This window comes from Bradyrhizobium sp. HKCCYLRH3059 (assembly GCF_051168035.1).
GTDB lineage: Bacteria > Pseudomonadota > Alphaproteobacteria > Rhizobiales > Xanthobacteraceae > Bradyrhizobium.
Genome location: NZ_JBNPUF010000006.1, coordinates 59,997 through 73,687 on the forward strand (window position 1 = coordinate 59,997; position 13,691 = coordinate 73,687).

The following is a 13,691-nucleotide window of genomic DNA, read 5'->3' on the forward strand; positions in this document are numbered from 1 at the left end:
AGCTGATCTGACGACTGGCGGATAGAGGAAGCACGGGCGCCTCTCGTCGCTGAATATTGATAGCTCCAACCTCGATAGAGGCTTGATGGTTAACAAAGTCTCACTTGTCGTCACTGCCGGGCAGGTTCGCTCCAGCATTGTGACGATCTGGCGCAAGCCTACGTGTTGCAAGCAGCATTTGGCGAAGGATGACGATTGTTCGATAGGGCGAGGTTGCAGGCGCTCCGGTTAACCCGTCAGCAACCTTAATGGAGTGTAATTGTACCACGTATGGTAGCGGCGTGGCGTAGGTCTCGCGGGAGTGGATGATGCGGTTGGCGTTCTGGCGTGCCGGCGAGAAGACACAGGTTGACGGAGCCTCCGTCCGACCCGTGACAGGCTCGCCATCGTCGGCGGAGCCGGGCCCGGCCGGCGATCTCGATCTCCGGCTGGTCGGCCGCGCCTTGGCACGAAAGCGTGGCTTCATTCTTTTGCCGACGCTGCTCGCTCTCGTTCTGTCGATCACCGCGGTCAACATGATCACGCCGCGCTACAAGTCCGAAGCGCGGATCCTGATCGACGGACGCGAGAACGTGTTCGTGCGGCCGAACGGGGAGCGTACCGAAGAGCGGACGGCACTCGATGCCGAGGCGGTCACGAGCCAGGTGCAACTGGTCCTGTCGCGAGATCTGGCGCGCGACATTATCGCGAAGAACAGGTTGGGCGAGCTGCCGGAGTTTGATCCCGTCCTGCGCGGCGTGTCGCCGCTGAAGTCGGTCTTGGCGATGGTCGGGCTCGTGAAGGACCCGCTTGCCATGACGCCGGACGAACGCGTCATGGATGCCTATTACGAACGCCTGACCGTCTACGCCGTCGACAAATCGCGCGTCCTCGTCGTCGAGTTCCAGTCGCAGGATCCGGCGCTTGCGGCGAAGGTCGCGAATTCGATCGCGGACGGCTATCTCGTTGTTCAGCAGAACGCTCGGCAGGCGCAGGCGAAGTCCGCCAGCCAGTGGCTGGCCGGGGAGATCCAGGGCCTGCGCAAGAAGGTCGAGGAGGCGGAATCGCGGGTCGAGGAGTTCCGCGCCAAGTCGAATTCGTTCATGGGGACCAACAACACCTCGCTGTCCAACCAGCAGATGGGCGAGGTCAATACCCAGCTCAACAATGCGCGCGCCTTGAAATCGGATGCCGAGACCAAGGCGCGGCTGATCCGCGAGATGCTGCAGAGCGGCCAGCCGATCGAGGCGTCCGAGGTGCTCAATTCGGAGCTGATGCGGCGCTTGTCGGAGCAGCGCGTGAGCCTGCGCGCGCAACTTGCGGAACAGTCGTCGACGCTGCTCGACAATCACCCGCGCATCAAGGAACTGAAGGCGCAACTGGCTGATCTCGACCGCCAGATCCGCGACGAGGCCGGCAAGATCTCCCGCTCGCTCGACAGCGACGCGCGCATCGCCGACGGGCGGGTGCAGATGCTGAGCCAGAGCCTCGATCAGGCCAAGAAGCAGGCCACCTCCACCAATGGCCTCGATGTCCAGTTGCGGGCGCTGGAGCGGGATGCCAAATCGCAGCGCGACCTGCTGGAATCGTATCTCGCCAAGTACCGCGAGGCGAACACCCGTGAGTCGCTCGACACGCCGCCGGCGGATGGGCGGATCATCTCGCGGGCGGTGGTGTCCAACACGCCGGCGTATCCGAAGAAGCTGCCGATCGTGCTGATCGCGACATTGGCGACCTTGATGCTGACCTCGGGCGTGGTCATCACCGGCGAGCTGCTGCGCCTCACGGCTCCGCGTGCGGTGGGCCCGGCCGCCCCGGCCATGAGCAGCATGGCCGATGTCATGGTGCTCGCGGCGCGGGTCGAGCCGATGATCGCCCCGCGTACGGTCTCCGCATCGCCGGCCGTTGCACCACCTTCGACGTCGGCGCCGGTTGAGGCCGCGCGTCCGGCTTCGGTACCGCCGCCCCCCACGGCCATGCAGCCAGCCGAGGCGCCGTCGGCCGAGCCGGTCAAGCCTGCGCCGCCACCGCTGAACGAGTTCGAGCAACTCGCCGCCGATCTGCTCGGCGCGAGCGAGGGCGCCCGCAAGGTCACCGTGCTCGGCACGGCCGGCGGCGAGGCCGTCACGTCCACTGCGCTCGCGATCGCCCGCACCATGGCGGCGCAGGCGCGCGTGGTGCTGGTTGACCTCGCCGGCAGCCCGCAACTGCTTGCGGGCGTCTCGGTCGATCCGGCCGCGCCCGGGCTGATCGAGCTGATGCTGGGCGAGGCATCGTTCGCGTCCATCATCACCAAGGACCAGGCCTCGCGGCTGCACATCGTCAATGCTGGCCGTCCCGGCGCCGACCGCAGCCAACTGCAATCGCCGCGGCTCGCGCTCGCGATCGACGCACTGTTGCGCGTCTACGACCACGTCCTGCTCGACGCTGGCAATGCCTCCGACCTGCCGGCCGAGCTGCTGACCGCGGGCGCGCGCGCCGTCGTCGTGCCCGATCCCAAGATGGCTGCCGAGGCGCGCAGCCAGATGAGCGAGCAGCTGCGCGAGGTCGGTTTCGGCGCCGTCACCATGCTGAAGGCACCGGCCGGAGGCGCCAACCGCAACCAGCCGGGGCCGCGCGGCGTCGCCGCCTAATCTTCGGCCCTCTCGTCAGCCTTGGCGGCGCCGCCGCGCGATTGCAGCGCGCCACGCAGCTGTTGTGCCAGACGGAACAGGGCAGGGCTGTGCTTGACGGCATGCTTGGCCCGTCCAACCGCAGCCATCGTCGTCGCGGCGACGCGCCCCCGCGCGGTCAACGACATGAAGCTGTCGAAGATCGGCTCGTCATTCTTGCAGAACATCCGCTTGTAGTCGTCCGATCCGATGCCGAGATCGAGGGCACGAAAATCCTGTTGCGCGTAGTGATCGATGATCGAGCGCATCAGGATCAGTCCGGGACTCCAGCGCGCATTCTCCGACAACGTGTAGGTGTTGAACATCATCGAGAAGCGCGCCCCGTCGGCCACGCCGGCAAACAGTGCGATGATCTCGGCGTCGCAGCGCAGTGCGTGGATATCGATGGCGCGATGCCCGCAGTCGAGCTTTGCCATACAGGCGCTTCGCACGAAGGCCTCGATGCAGGGCTCGGCGAACACGTTCGGCAGCCTCTGCTCGGCCATGCGGATCGGCTTGGTGCGGAAGAACCAGTCGAGCAGTTCGGCGATCTCGGCGTCGCTGCTCGCGACCATGTAGCGGTAGCCGGGCAGCGTCTGCAGCTTCTTTTCCTTGCTCTTCAGCCGCTTTCGGAACGAATTCGACAACAGCGCCGTCGGCGCAGCCCCCGGCGGCATCAACAGCACCGGACAGTCGTTCACCGACGGCTGGTGCGGCCATTGCGCCAGCGGATTGGCGAGATCGCGCCAGCGCTCCGGCTGCTGTGTCAAGGCGAGCAGGTCGACACCGCCGCGATCGCGCAGCCCTGCGAGCAGGACGTCGAGATCGCCGGCGCTGGCGCGCGCGGCGAATTCGCGATCCATCAGCGGCATGTTGAAGGTCGTATGCTTGCCGCCCATGAAGGTGGCGATGCGCACGCCGCAGGCGTGCCGCAACGTCAGCGGCAGCAGCAGCAGCGGGCGTTGCTCGGCATCACGCCCGATGACGATGAACGGCGTCGCATGTTCGCGCGCGCCGACGTCGCGCTGCCATGCGCCGAGCAGATCGAAGCGCTGGTAGGGCGTCGAGACATGTTCGGGGACTTCGAGCGCGCGCCAGACCGGCTCGGCGGCAGCCAGATCGGACACGATCTCCACCCGCGCGAGCCCCGACGGCAGCCGCCGCGCGGGCGCCTGCGCCGTCCGGCTCTCGATCACGGCGGCCATGGTCATCGCGCAGCTCGCGTTGTCGTGGAATTTTGTTGCTTGACGTCAGGAGACCCTCGCAAAGAAGTCTCAACAAAAGGTAATGGCAATGACGTCGTCCCAAATCGGGAATGGCACAAACAAAGACCTGTTCAAATCGGCAGCGGCCACGCGATCTTGACGGCGGACGATCGCTATCATCGGATGGCGGTGATCATGACGCGATCGCGCCACGGTCTGTCCGCATCAGGTGGGCGCGGACGGTCTGGTTTCAAGTGGGATTCGGGGAAGGGGCGCGGGAATTGTCGTCGGACAACAGGTGGCTGCGCAGCGCCCGGCTCGAGCTGGCCTATTTCAGCGGTGGCACGCTGCTCGCGTCGCGCGCCACGGGTGGCGCGGGCGCCGTGCTGCGGTTCGAGCGCGTGCGCCCGCGGCGCAAGGGCGCGTTCCAGCCGCTGAAATGCGCGGAGATCACCCCCGTTTTCCTCGACAAGGTGATCCGGGCGCTGAGGCGCTGGGGCTATGACATCGTCTCGCTCGACGAGGCCTGCGACCGCGCCGTGCGCCTTCCCCAAAGCAGCCGCTTCGCCTGCCTGAGCTTCGACGGCACCGCGAAGGACCTGATCACGCACGCCTATCCGGTGCTGGCGCGCCACGGCGTGCCGTTCACCGTTTACGTGCCCTCGGCCTTCCCCGATGGGCTCGGCGAAGCCTGGTGGCTGGCGCTGGAGGCCGTGATCGCGCGCGAGGCCCGCATCAGCCTTGTGATCGATCATCGTGAGCAGCGCTTCAACGTGGTCACGCCGGCCGAAAAATATGAGCTGTTCGCGTATCTTTCGGCGTGGCTGCGCAAGCTGCCACCGGCCGAGCTGTCGATCGCGATCCGCGACCTCTGCTCGCGCCATTCGGTCGATCTCGCCGCCCTCAGCCGTGAGGCCTCGATGGACTGGGCCGACATCGCCCGTCTTGCCGCCGACCCCAACGTCACGATCGGCAGTGCCACCGTGCACTATCCCGTGCTCGCCAATCTCCGGGATGCCGACGCCCAGCGCGAGATCACGATGGGCAAGGCGGTGCTGGAGACGGCGCTGCGCCGCCCGGTCCGGCACATGGCGTATCCGTTCGGCGACCGCTATTCGTTCCGCCGCAGCGACGTCGTGCTCGCCGAGCAGGCGGGCTTCGTCAGCGCGGCCTCGACGATGCCAGGCGTCGTGCAGAGCGAGGGCCGCACGCATCTGCACATGCTGCCGCGGATCGCCTGGGACGGCCGCTCGCGCTCGCTGCGCGCATTGAAGGTGCTGATGGCCGGCATCACCCTGCCGCGGGAAAAATCCGCGCCGCCGCCCAAGCTCGATCTCGGCTGATCAGCCCTGCTGCCGCTCCGGATCCGGGCGCAGCATCCAGCTCACGATCGGCATCGCCGGCAGCACCCAGCCCATGCCGACGACGACGTAATACACCGCCTGCAGCCAGCCGGAATTGGCGATCAGGGGGAATTGCGCCATCACCATGCCCATCATCGACCAGGCGAAGGCGAGCAGGAGCAGCGCGACGGCGCCGATCAGTTTGCGGGTGCGGATCGTCATGACGGGATTGTCAGCCTCGGCTGGGGGCGGCGCGGCTTGCGCGCGATTTCCCCGGGATTATAAGGGCCTGTCAGCCCCGGTTCAATCGAGCGTTCAACGTCCATGACCACGGTTCCCCGCACACGAGATCTCGCCGCGATCCGCATCTGGCTGCTCGCCGTCGCCGGCCTGATCGCGCTGATGGTGCTGGTCGGCGGCGCCACGCGGCTGACCGAATCCGGGCTCTCGATCGTGGAATGGAAGCCGGTCACCGGCACCCTGCCGCCGCTGTCCGCGCAGGCCTGGACCGACGCCTTCGAGGCCTACAAGACCATTCCGCAGTATCGGCAGATGAACGCCGGCATGACCCTGCACGAATTCAAGACCATCTTCTGGTGGGAGTGGAGCCACCGGCTGCTCGGCCGGGTCATCGGCATGGTCTACCTGCTGCCCTTCCTGTGGTTCCTGTGGCGCGGCGCCGTCTCCGGGCCGCTCGGCCGCAGGCTGTGGCTGATCTTCGGCCTCGGCGCGCTGCAGGGCGCGGTCGGCTGGTGGATGGTGGCCTCCGGCCTCACGGAGCGCACCGAGGTGGCGCCGGTCCGTCTCGCGACGCACCTCTCGCTGGCGCTGTTGATCTATGCGTCGATCGTCTGGACGCTGCGGCGGCTCGCGCCGCGCGAGGAGGCCGAGGTGCCGGCGCGGCTGCGGCTGACGGCCTGGGTGCTGGTCGGCGTCACCTTCGTGCAGCTCTATCTCGGCGCGCTGGTCGCCGGCCTGCGCGCCGGCCTCGTCTACAACACCTGGCCCGAGATCGACGGCGGCCTGATCCCGAAGGCGGCCAATCTGTGGATCCATTCGCCGTGGTGGATCAATCTGTTCGAGAACGACCTGACGGTGCAGTTCATGCATCGCATGACCGCCTACACGCTGCTGGCATTGGCAGCCTGGCACGCCTTCGACGTGATGCGTGCCGGCGTCGGCCGCGACGTGGTGCGCGGCGCGCACCGGCTGCTCGCCGCGATCTTGGTGCAGGCCGTGCTTGGGATCTTGACCCTGCTGGCGCTGGTTCCGATCTCGCTCGCGCTGCTGCATCAGGGCACGGCCATCATCGTGCTGACGTTCGCCGTGCTGCAAGCCGAGCGCCTGTCGCCGCGACGTACGGCTGTTGTCGCCGTGCCGCAGGCGGCGGTGGCTGCGGGGCAGGTGGGGTAGAGTTTCTCTTCCGTCATTGCGAGGAGCCGAAGGCGACGAAGCAATCCAGAGTCGCGCGCGGGACTCTGGATTGCTTCCGCCTTCGCTCTTCGAGCTTCGGCGGACAAGTCGCTTCGCTCGCAATGACGTGGAGACATCAGTTTTCATCCTCGCGCGCGATCACGCCGAGCTTTGCCGATCGTTTCACCCTCGAAAACACGCGAGGGCGCGGGGAAGGCCGGATGCCTGGCCGGCACCCATGGCCCGCGTGCAAAGAAAAAAGCACGCGGCGGTCACCACAGGTACGGCCGAAAACACCCGGCCTTCCCCGCGCGATGGTTTTAACGCTTATACGCGATCTCCCCGGGGACCGGGCTGTCTTGCCCCCGTCACCTCATGCGATGCGTGAGCACCGACACGAGACTTAGCGCCAGCGTCGGGGCGCCAGGACCACGCGATTTCGCCGTCCGTGACAAGCCGCTCGTCCGCGCGAACTTTCGTCCGCACACGGCCCGCCACGTCCACCGCATTCCCAATCCCACGCAACTGGACGATCCGGAAGCGCCCCTCGGCTGGACAGGAACAAAAAGAGAACATAAGCTGATTTGCGTCGTTTGGCAAGCGTGGCGTGTCGCGGACATCGCCGGGTGGGGCGGACCATGCAATTCGAGTTCGATTGGGATCCGGCCAAGGCAGAGAGCAATCTGCGCAAGCATGGCGTTGCGTTTGAGCGGGCGATGAGCATCTTCGGCGATCCGTTGGCGCTCTCGCGTCTCGATGACGGATCTGGCGCAGGCGAGGAACGATGGGTTACGATGGGACGCAATATTGCTCACGAGCTACTGCTGGTCGTGCATACGTACACGGAGCTATCGGCAGACCGCGCAGCGATCCGCATCATTTCTGTCCGTCGCCCGACCCGGCGCGAAATCCGCTCCTACGAGAATGGGTGATCCGATGAAGGATGAATACGATTTCTCGAACGCCGAACGCGGCAAGTTCTTTCGCAAGGGCGCGCGAATGCTGCCTCCGGTGCATCTCGAGCCTGATGTGCTCGATCACCTGACCGGGCTGGCCAGCGCGCGGGGCGTATCGTTGACCGAATTGGTCAACACGCTTCTCAAGGAGGATATTGAGCGGATCGAGGCTGCGAAATAGCTCTTTGGGAGTTTCTGCGAGCACCTCATGATGCCTTCGCGACCGCGACACGGTTCGGGCGCGCTCGGACCGCGATCCGGCGTTTCGCGAGGCGTTGTTCCAGGAAGCCGTGAGTGCGCTGCTGCGCGGAGAGGTCGATGACGGCCGCGCCGGCCTGCGTGCGTATATCAACGCAACGATCGGCTTCGAGGCGTTGAGCAACGCGCTCGGGCGGCCGTCGAAGAGCCTGATGCGCATGTTAGGGCCATCCGGCAATCCCACGGCCGAGAACCTGCTTGGCGTGATCGGCGTGTTGCAGGCAGAGACAGGCGTGCAGTTCGACGTGCGCGTCGTGGTCGCGGAGTGAGTTACTGGCGCGCGCGGATCAACAAGATCACAGCTGCTCTCAACCAATGAAGAACGAATACGACTTCTCGAACGCCGCCGCTGATCTCGGCAATATCCGATGGCCGTCCGTCGCAGGCGACCACGGCGGATGAGGCTAGTCTCCGCCGTTGCCGTTGGCACGGATATCGCGAGCTTCAATCGGGCGCATACGCGTCCGGGTCGGGACTGCTGCTGGGCGACTTGAACGCCGCGCGTAAAGCGGCGGGCATCTGGTAGTTGAAGTTGATCCCGGTCGGCGGCACGGGTGACTCGAACCATTTCTTGTAGAGCGCGTCGATGGCGGGGCTCTGATAGAGCTCGGCGGTGACGCGATCGGCGATGGCCTTGAACGGCGCATCGTCCTTGCGCAGCATGATACCGAAAGGTTCGGGCTTGGAGAATGCGTCGTTGCTGATCATGTACGCCGCCGGGTCCTTCGACCGCGCGATGGCGACCGCGAGCTGGACGTCATCGAGCACATAGGCCTGCGCCCGGTCGGTCTCCAGCATCAGGAACGCCTCGGCCTGGTCCTTGGCCGGAACGATGTTGATGCCGAGCTTGCGTTCGACATTGACCTTGTTCAGCTGGGCGATGTTGGTCGATCCGGCGATCGCGACGGCCGTCTTTCCCCTGAGGTCGTCGATCGTCTGGAGCGAGAGCGATTTCTTGGCCGCATAGCGTGTGGCGCTGAGAAAGTGCGTATTGGCAAAGGCCACGAGCTTCTGACGTTCGGCGTTGTTGGTGGTGGAGGCGCACAGGAGGTCGATCGTGCCGTTCGTCATCAGCGGGATGCGATTGGAGGACGTCACCGGAACGGTTTCGATCGTGAGGTCAGGAAGCCCCAGCTCCTTTTTGACCGCATCCGCGATCCGGCCGCAGATGTCGAGCGCGTAGCCCACCGGCTTCTGGTTGCCGTCGAGATAGCTGAACGGCACCGACGATTCCTGGAAGCCGATCGATATCCTGTTCGTCTCCTTGATCTTCTGGAGCGTGCCGGTCAGTTCCTCGGCGCCGGCGGCGTTTGCAGCGAGCGCTGCCGTCAGCAGAAGTCCCCAAATGCGCATCAAAGCCTCTCCTCGCAGCAATCCTCTTCGCGCGTGCAGCGTTGCACGCGCAGCGACGATGCAGCCTCGCTGCGTCCAGCCTGGATGAAAAGGGATAAAACCGCCTTCTTTCTCATTCCTGGAGGTGATGGATCGCCGCGCCGGGCGTCGTCGCCGGGTTCACCTGCCCGGTCTAACCTTCGAGTTGACGGCCGAAATCGCAGGTCTGGCGCGCCAGCTCCGCTACGGCGGCCGCGAAGGCCGAGGGTCTGTCGTTGCGATACATGGCCGCATAGGGCACGGCCGGCAGCGTCGGCTTGACGGGCAGGATGACCAGCTTCTTCTGCTCGAAGAGAGGACGAAAACAGCGTTGCGGAAGATAGCTGATGCCGAGGCCGGCCACGGCGAGCCCGACCAGCGCGGTCAGATTGTCGACCGAGATGGCGCGCTTGAACGAGACGCCGTTGGCCGCGAGCCATTTGTTGACGAAGAGGCCGGAGCCCGAGCGACGGCCCTGCATCAGAATCGTATGATGACCAAGCTCGTCGAAATCGAGGCTCCGGCGCGCTCTGACCAGGCCGGGGCGCGCCGTCCACACGTTCTGCACTTCGGCAAGCCGCACCGACGTCACCTCCGGGTCGGAGAAGACGTCCGGGATGACGACGAGATCGAGGCTGCCCTCGATCAGCCGATCGTAGAGGCTTCGGGAGGTTTCGACTTCAGGCTCGATCATCACCGCCGGATGGGCTTCGCGAATCGCCGAAACCAGACGCGGCAGCCATGTCAGCGCTGACAGCTCCGTCGCCCCAAGCCGCAGGCGGCGGGCCGGTGACTGCCGGCCGTCCTTCAACTCCAGGATCTGGTCCTGCAACGCCAACATCTGTCGGCCAAGAGCAAGAATCTGCTCGCCACGTTCGGTCAGACGAGCCCCGCGCTGGCTGCGATCAAACAGCGGAACGCGCGCGGAGGCCTCCAGCTCCTGGATGCGCTTCGAGATCGCCGATTGCGTCGTGTTCAGCTTGGCCGCGGCGCGTTCGAACGTGCCAAGCTCCGCGATCCAGTTCAAAGCTTCCAGCTGCTTCAGGGTGACCATTTTTCGCATTCAAAAAAGAGATGGATTGATATCTCCATTTATCGGTTTTCTGAATTCAAGACGAGTCCTACACCGCCGAGGCGGGTCGCTATCGGGCGACGCTCTGGACTGTGCAAGACGGGGAGCGAGAATGGGTGAGGGACAAGCGCAGCCTGGTGCGCCGATCGATGCGGCGGTCGTCGCCGCGTTCAAGAGCGTTTCCACGGCCGTGATCAGTGACAACCTTCAGCGGTTGCCTGGTGCAGCCAGTCTACGGCCATTCTATACGGGCTCGCCGATGGCCGGGATCGCGCTGACCGTGAATACGGCGCCGGGGGATAATCTCTTCATTCATCGCGCGCTCGATCTCATCACGCCCGGCGACGTCCTCGTCGTCAATGGCGGCGGCGACGAGACGCGGGCATTGGTCGGCGAGATCATCGCCGCCATCGCGAGGGAACGCGGCGCGGCCGGGATCGTCGTCGACGGCGCGATCAGGGATTCCGGCGTGCTGATGAAGTCCGACTTCCCCGTGTTCGCGCGTGCGGTCAATCACCGTGGCCCCTACAAGAACGGTCCGGGTGCGATCAACGTGCCGGTGTCGATTGGCGGCATGATCGTCACGCCAGGCGATATCGTGGTTGCCGACGCCGACGGAGTGGTCGCTTTCGCGCCGGCGATCGCACCCGAACTGCTCGCCTCCGCCCGCGCGCAGGAGCAGCGTGAAGCCGAAATCCTGGCGAGCATCCGCGCGGGGCGCTATGGCGGTGCCTACGCAAAATAGGCGTCTATTGCGGTCATCCGTACGAGCCTTGGCGGTATGCGGGACCTCGTCCTCGTCGTCCCGGATGTCGCTTCGCTCATCCGGGCTACTTACATGCCAACGGCACCCCGCTCAGCAATACCCATACACGCCACACGCGTAGGGCAGGCGGAACATATAGTTGGTATAGCCTTCGCCGCCGTAATAGGGACCCTGGTAGTCGTAGGAGAAGGCGCGGCCGTAATAGCCGGGCAGCTCCTGGCGGCCGAACAGCAGCGGCGTCGAGGGCCACATCGGGGAGATCAGCGAGTCCTGGTCCCTGACGACGACGACCGTCGGCGGCGGCGCTCTCACGGCGCGGCGGGCCTTGGTGTGCACGATCTTGTCGTGGACGGCCGGCAGGTCGGCCGCGAGCACGACGCCGTTCGCCGCGATGGCCGCCAGCAGCATCATGATCACCAACGTTCGCATCCTGCTCTCCTCGACTTCTGCTCGGGTGGCGTCGGCGCTTCGCGATACATCCACCGCTGCTTTCACGCGGGTCCGGAAGGCGATTCCACGGGCGGCAGGATGAGCCGGGTATGGTTAACGAAATCCTTCCGGCATCCGACAGTTGGCTGCAATCATCCGTAGAAGGACGGGCATTTTCAGCTTTTGTTAAGTTCTGCGGGTGCAAGCTTACTGCTGCCGGCGATTTTGAAGGTCGGCCGAATGCAGCCCGGCCGCTGCGTCCGGGCGCGAAAATCTCTGCTGCATTTCATCAGAGTCTCAGACCAGAAGGTTTCGAGCATGTCGGTGATCATGTTTTCGGCGTCGGCGCGCCAAAATCTCAAATCACGGACCGGCTCAGTCAACGCTGAACTCGCTGCCATCGACGAGGGCGCCGCCGGCCTGCAGGCGCTGTCGGCGAGCCGGCTGATCGCGGCCTCCGCGCTGCCTCTGGCCGGCCAGATGCACGCGCGCCTGTTGCAGCTGATGGGATGATCACCTGGAGTTAACGAGGGCGCGGTCCGAGAAGCCGGCAACGGCCCGGCCGTGGGACGAAGGAGAGCGCGGAAGCCCAAGGGGGCCGCCCGCGCTCTCTTTGTTTTCGGGGCCGCTTGCTGCCTCAGCTGTCAGTTGTTCGTCATGCGCGGGCTTTTCCCGCCTGCGGGGCCGAAGCCCCTTCGGCGCGGCGACGGCCCGCGCATCCACGTCGTCATTGCCGAGGCAAAGACATGAATGGCCGGGACAAGCCCGGCCATGACGTGGTGAGAGATGCGCTCGTCATGCCGCATGTCGACGCGCGGCGCGATCCGTGGAGCGAAACGCGCCTTACGCGCTCAGCGCCTGCTCCAGGTCGGCGATCAGGTCTTCCTTGTCCTCGATGCCGACGGAGATGCGGACGATGTCGGGGCCGGCGCCGGCCTTGATCTTCGCCGCGTCGTCGAGCTGGCTGTGCGTGGTCGAGGCCGGGTGGATCACCAGCGAGCGGGTGTCGCCGACATTGGCGAGATGCGAGAACAGCTTCAGGTTCGACACCAGCTTGACGCCGGCGTCGTAGCCGCCCTTGAGCGAAAAGGTGAACACGGCACCAGCGCCCTTCGGGCAGTATTTGCGCGCCAACGTGTAATACTTGTCCTCGGGCAGGCCGGCGTAGTTCACCGAGGCCACGCCGGGATGCTTGCTGAGATATTCGGCGACCGCCTTGGCGTTGTCGCAGTGCTTCTGCATGCGCAGCGGCAGGGTCTCGATGCCGGTCAGGATCATGAAGGCGTTGAATGGCGACAACGCCGGTCCGAGATCACGCAAGCCCAGCACGCGGCAGGCGATGGCGAAGGCGAAATTGCCGAACGTCTCGTGGAGCCGGATGCCGTGATATTCCGGACGCGGCTGCGTCAGCATCGGGTATTTGTCGCCGCTGCCGGCCCAGTCGAAGGTGCCGGCGTCGACGATGACGCCGCCGATCGAGTTGCCGTGGCCGCCCAAGAACTTGGTCAGCGAGTGCAGGACGATGTCGGCGCCGTGATCGATCGGGCGGATCAGATAGGGCGAGGCCAAGGTGTTGTCGACGATCAGCGGCACGCCCGCCTTGCGCGCCACCTGCGCGACCGCCTCGATGTCGGTGATGGTGCCGCCGGGATTGGCGATCGACTCGATGAATACAGCCTTGGTGCGTGGGCTCACCGCCGCCTCGAAGCTCGCGACGTCATCGGTGTCGGCCCACACCACGTTCCAGCCAAAGCTCTTGAACGAATGCGTGAACTGGTTGATCGAGCCGCCATAGAGTTTTCGCGCGGCGATGAACTCGTCGCCGGGGGACAGCAACTGCTGCAGCGCCACGACCTGCGCGGCATGGCCCGAGGCAACGGCAAGCGCGGCGGTGCCGCCCTCGAGCGCGGCGACGCGCTCCTCCAGCACGGCGTTGGTCGGGTTGCCGATGCGGGTGTAGATGTTGCCGAATGCCTGCAGCCCGAACAGCGAGGCGGCGTGGTCGGCATCGTTGAACACGAACGACGTGGTCTGGTAGATCGGCGTCGCCCGCGCGCCGGTGGTCGGGTCGGGCTGGGCGCCGGCGTGAATGGCAAGGGTGGCAAATCCCGGGGGACGTTCGGTCATGGTGTTTCCTCTTGGCTTGATCCGTTGCGCGCCGGCGCCGGCTGGCGCAGGGATCGATGATGGGAGACGGTGTCGATAGCGCGCATCGTGCGCCTCCGCGTCATCCCGGCGGAGGACATTT

General features: G+C 65.5%; 14 protein-coding genes. 8 read left to right on the top strand and 6 right to left on the bottom strand.

All coding sequences use genetic code 11. From position 1 onward, the window contains the following. Positions 1-308: 308 nt before the first annotated feature. Entirely contained in the window at positions 309-2,612 is a 2,304-nt protein-coding gene (locus ACQR13_RS19425; protein ID WP_315755019.1) for a GumC family protein, read from the top strand. Here ACQR13_RS19425 and ACQR13_RS19430 read toward each other — a convergent pair. Continuing rightward, complete coding sequence (locus ACQR13_RS19430; protein WP_315755017.1) at positions 2,609-3,841, bottom strand: GNAT family N-acetyltransferase; 1,233 nt, start codon at positions 3,839-3,841, stop codon at positions 2,609-2,611. The genes ACQR13_RS19425 and ACQR13_RS19430 overlap by 4 nt on opposite strands. A gap of 275 nt (positions 3,842-4,116) precedes the next feature. Here ACQR13_RS19430 and ACQR13_RS19435 point away from each other — a divergent pair, with 275 nt between their 5' ends. Next, positions 4,117-5,178: a polysaccharide deacetylase family protein gene (locus tag ACQR13_RS19435; protein WP_315755015.1), complete on the top strand. Its 1,062-nt coding sequence runs from the start codon at positions 4,117-4,119 to the stop codon at positions 5,176-5,178. Here the strand turns inward: ACQR13_RS19435 and ACQR13_RS19440 are convergent, their stop codons facing one another. Next, complete coding sequence (locus ACQR13_RS19440; protein ID WP_315711497.1) at positions 5,179-5,400, bottom strand: DUF2842 domain-containing protein; 222 nt, start codon at positions 5,398-5,400, stop codon at positions 5,179-5,181. Between the two features lie 102 nt (positions 5,401-5,502). On the opposite strand from ACQR13_RS19440, the gene ACQR13_RS19445 reads away from it, so the two are divergent. The 4 genes from ACQR13_RS19445 to ACQR13_RS19460 all read left to right on the top strand — a co-directional run bounded on the left by ACQR13_RS19445 (position 5,503) and on the right by ACQR13_RS19460 (position 8,074). Further along, the gene (locus ACQR13_RS19445) at positions 5,503-6,591 is read left to right on the top strand and encodes a COX15/CtaA family protein (RefSeq protein ID WP_315755012.1); all 1,089 of its coding nucleotides are present in this window, start codon (positions 5,503-5,505) and stop codon (positions 6,589-6,591) included. 638 nt (positions 6,592-7,229) lie between these two features. After that, the gene (locus ACQR13_RS19450) at positions 7,230-7,523 is read left to right on the top strand and encodes a BrnT family toxin (protein ID WP_315750855.1); all 294 of its coding nucleotides are present in this window, start codon (positions 7,230-7,232) and stop codon (positions 7,521-7,523) included. Between the two features lie 4 nt (positions 7,524-7,527). After that, on the top strand, positions 7,528-7,728 hold the full coding sequence (locus ACQR13_RS19455) for a hypothetical protein (RefSeq protein WP_315738305.1): 201 nt from the start codon (positions 7,528-7,530) through the stop codon (positions 7,726-7,728). A 109-nt stretch (positions 7,729-7,837) separates the two neighbouring features. After that, positions 7,838-8,074, top strand: a complete 237-nt coding sequence (locus ACQR13_RS19460; RefSeq protein WP_315750857.1) for a transcriptional regulator — start codon at positions 7,838-7,840, stop codon at positions 8,072-8,074. Positions 8,075-8,249: 175 nt separating this feature from the next. Here the strand turns inward: ACQR13_RS19460 and ACQR13_RS19465 are convergent, their stop codons facing one another. Next, positions 8,250-9,158 carry an amino acid ABC transporter substrate-binding protein gene (locus ACQR13_RS19465; RefSeq protein WP_315750858.1) on the bottom strand — a complete coding sequence of 303 codons (909 nt, stop codon included), beginning with the start codon at positions 9,156-9,158 and terminating at the stop codon, positions 8,250-8,252. A 172-nt stretch (positions 9,159-9,330) separates the two neighbouring features. Then, positions 9,331-10,230: a LysR family transcriptional regulator gene (locus tag ACQR13_RS19470; RefSeq protein WP_315711504.1), complete on the bottom strand. Its 900-nt coding sequence runs from the start codon at positions 10,228-10,230 to the stop codon at positions 9,331-9,333. Between the two features lie 130 nt (positions 10,231-10,360). Between ACQR13_RS19470 and ACQR13_RS19475 the strand changes: the two genes are divergently transcribed. Beyond that, a complete protein-coding gene (locus ACQR13_RS19475; RefSeq protein WP_315750859.1) occupies positions 10,361-10,993 on the top strand; it encodes an RraA family protein in 633 nt (210 codons plus the stop codon). A 111-nt stretch (positions 10,994-11,104) separates the two neighbouring features. Here ACQR13_RS19475 and ACQR13_RS19480 read toward each other — a convergent pair whose 3' ends face one another. After that, the gene (locus ACQR13_RS19480; RefSeq protein ID WP_315750861.1) at positions 11,105-11,443 is read right to left on the bottom strand and encodes a hypothetical protein; all 339 of its coding nucleotides are present in this window, start codon (positions 11,441-11,443) and stop codon (positions 11,105-11,107) included. A 240-nt stretch (positions 11,444-11,683) separates the two neighbouring features. Between ACQR13_RS19480 and ACQR13_RS19485 the strand changes: the two genes are divergently transcribed. Beyond that, positions 11,684-11,956: a hypothetical protein gene (locus ACQR13_RS19485; RefSeq protein WP_315750862.1), complete on the top strand. Its 273-nt coding sequence runs from the start codon at positions 11,684-11,686 to the stop codon at positions 11,954-11,956. Positions 11,957-12,286: 330 nt separating this feature from the next. Here ACQR13_RS19485 and ACQR13_RS19490 read toward each other — a convergent pair whose 3' ends face one another. Continuing rightward, a complete protein-coding gene (locus ACQR13_RS19490) occupies positions 12,287-13,570 on the bottom strand; it encodes an O-acetylhomoserine aminocarboxypropyltransferase (protein ID WP_315750864.1) in 1,284 nt (427 codons plus the stop codon). Positions 13,571-13,691: the final 121 nt, after the last annotated feature.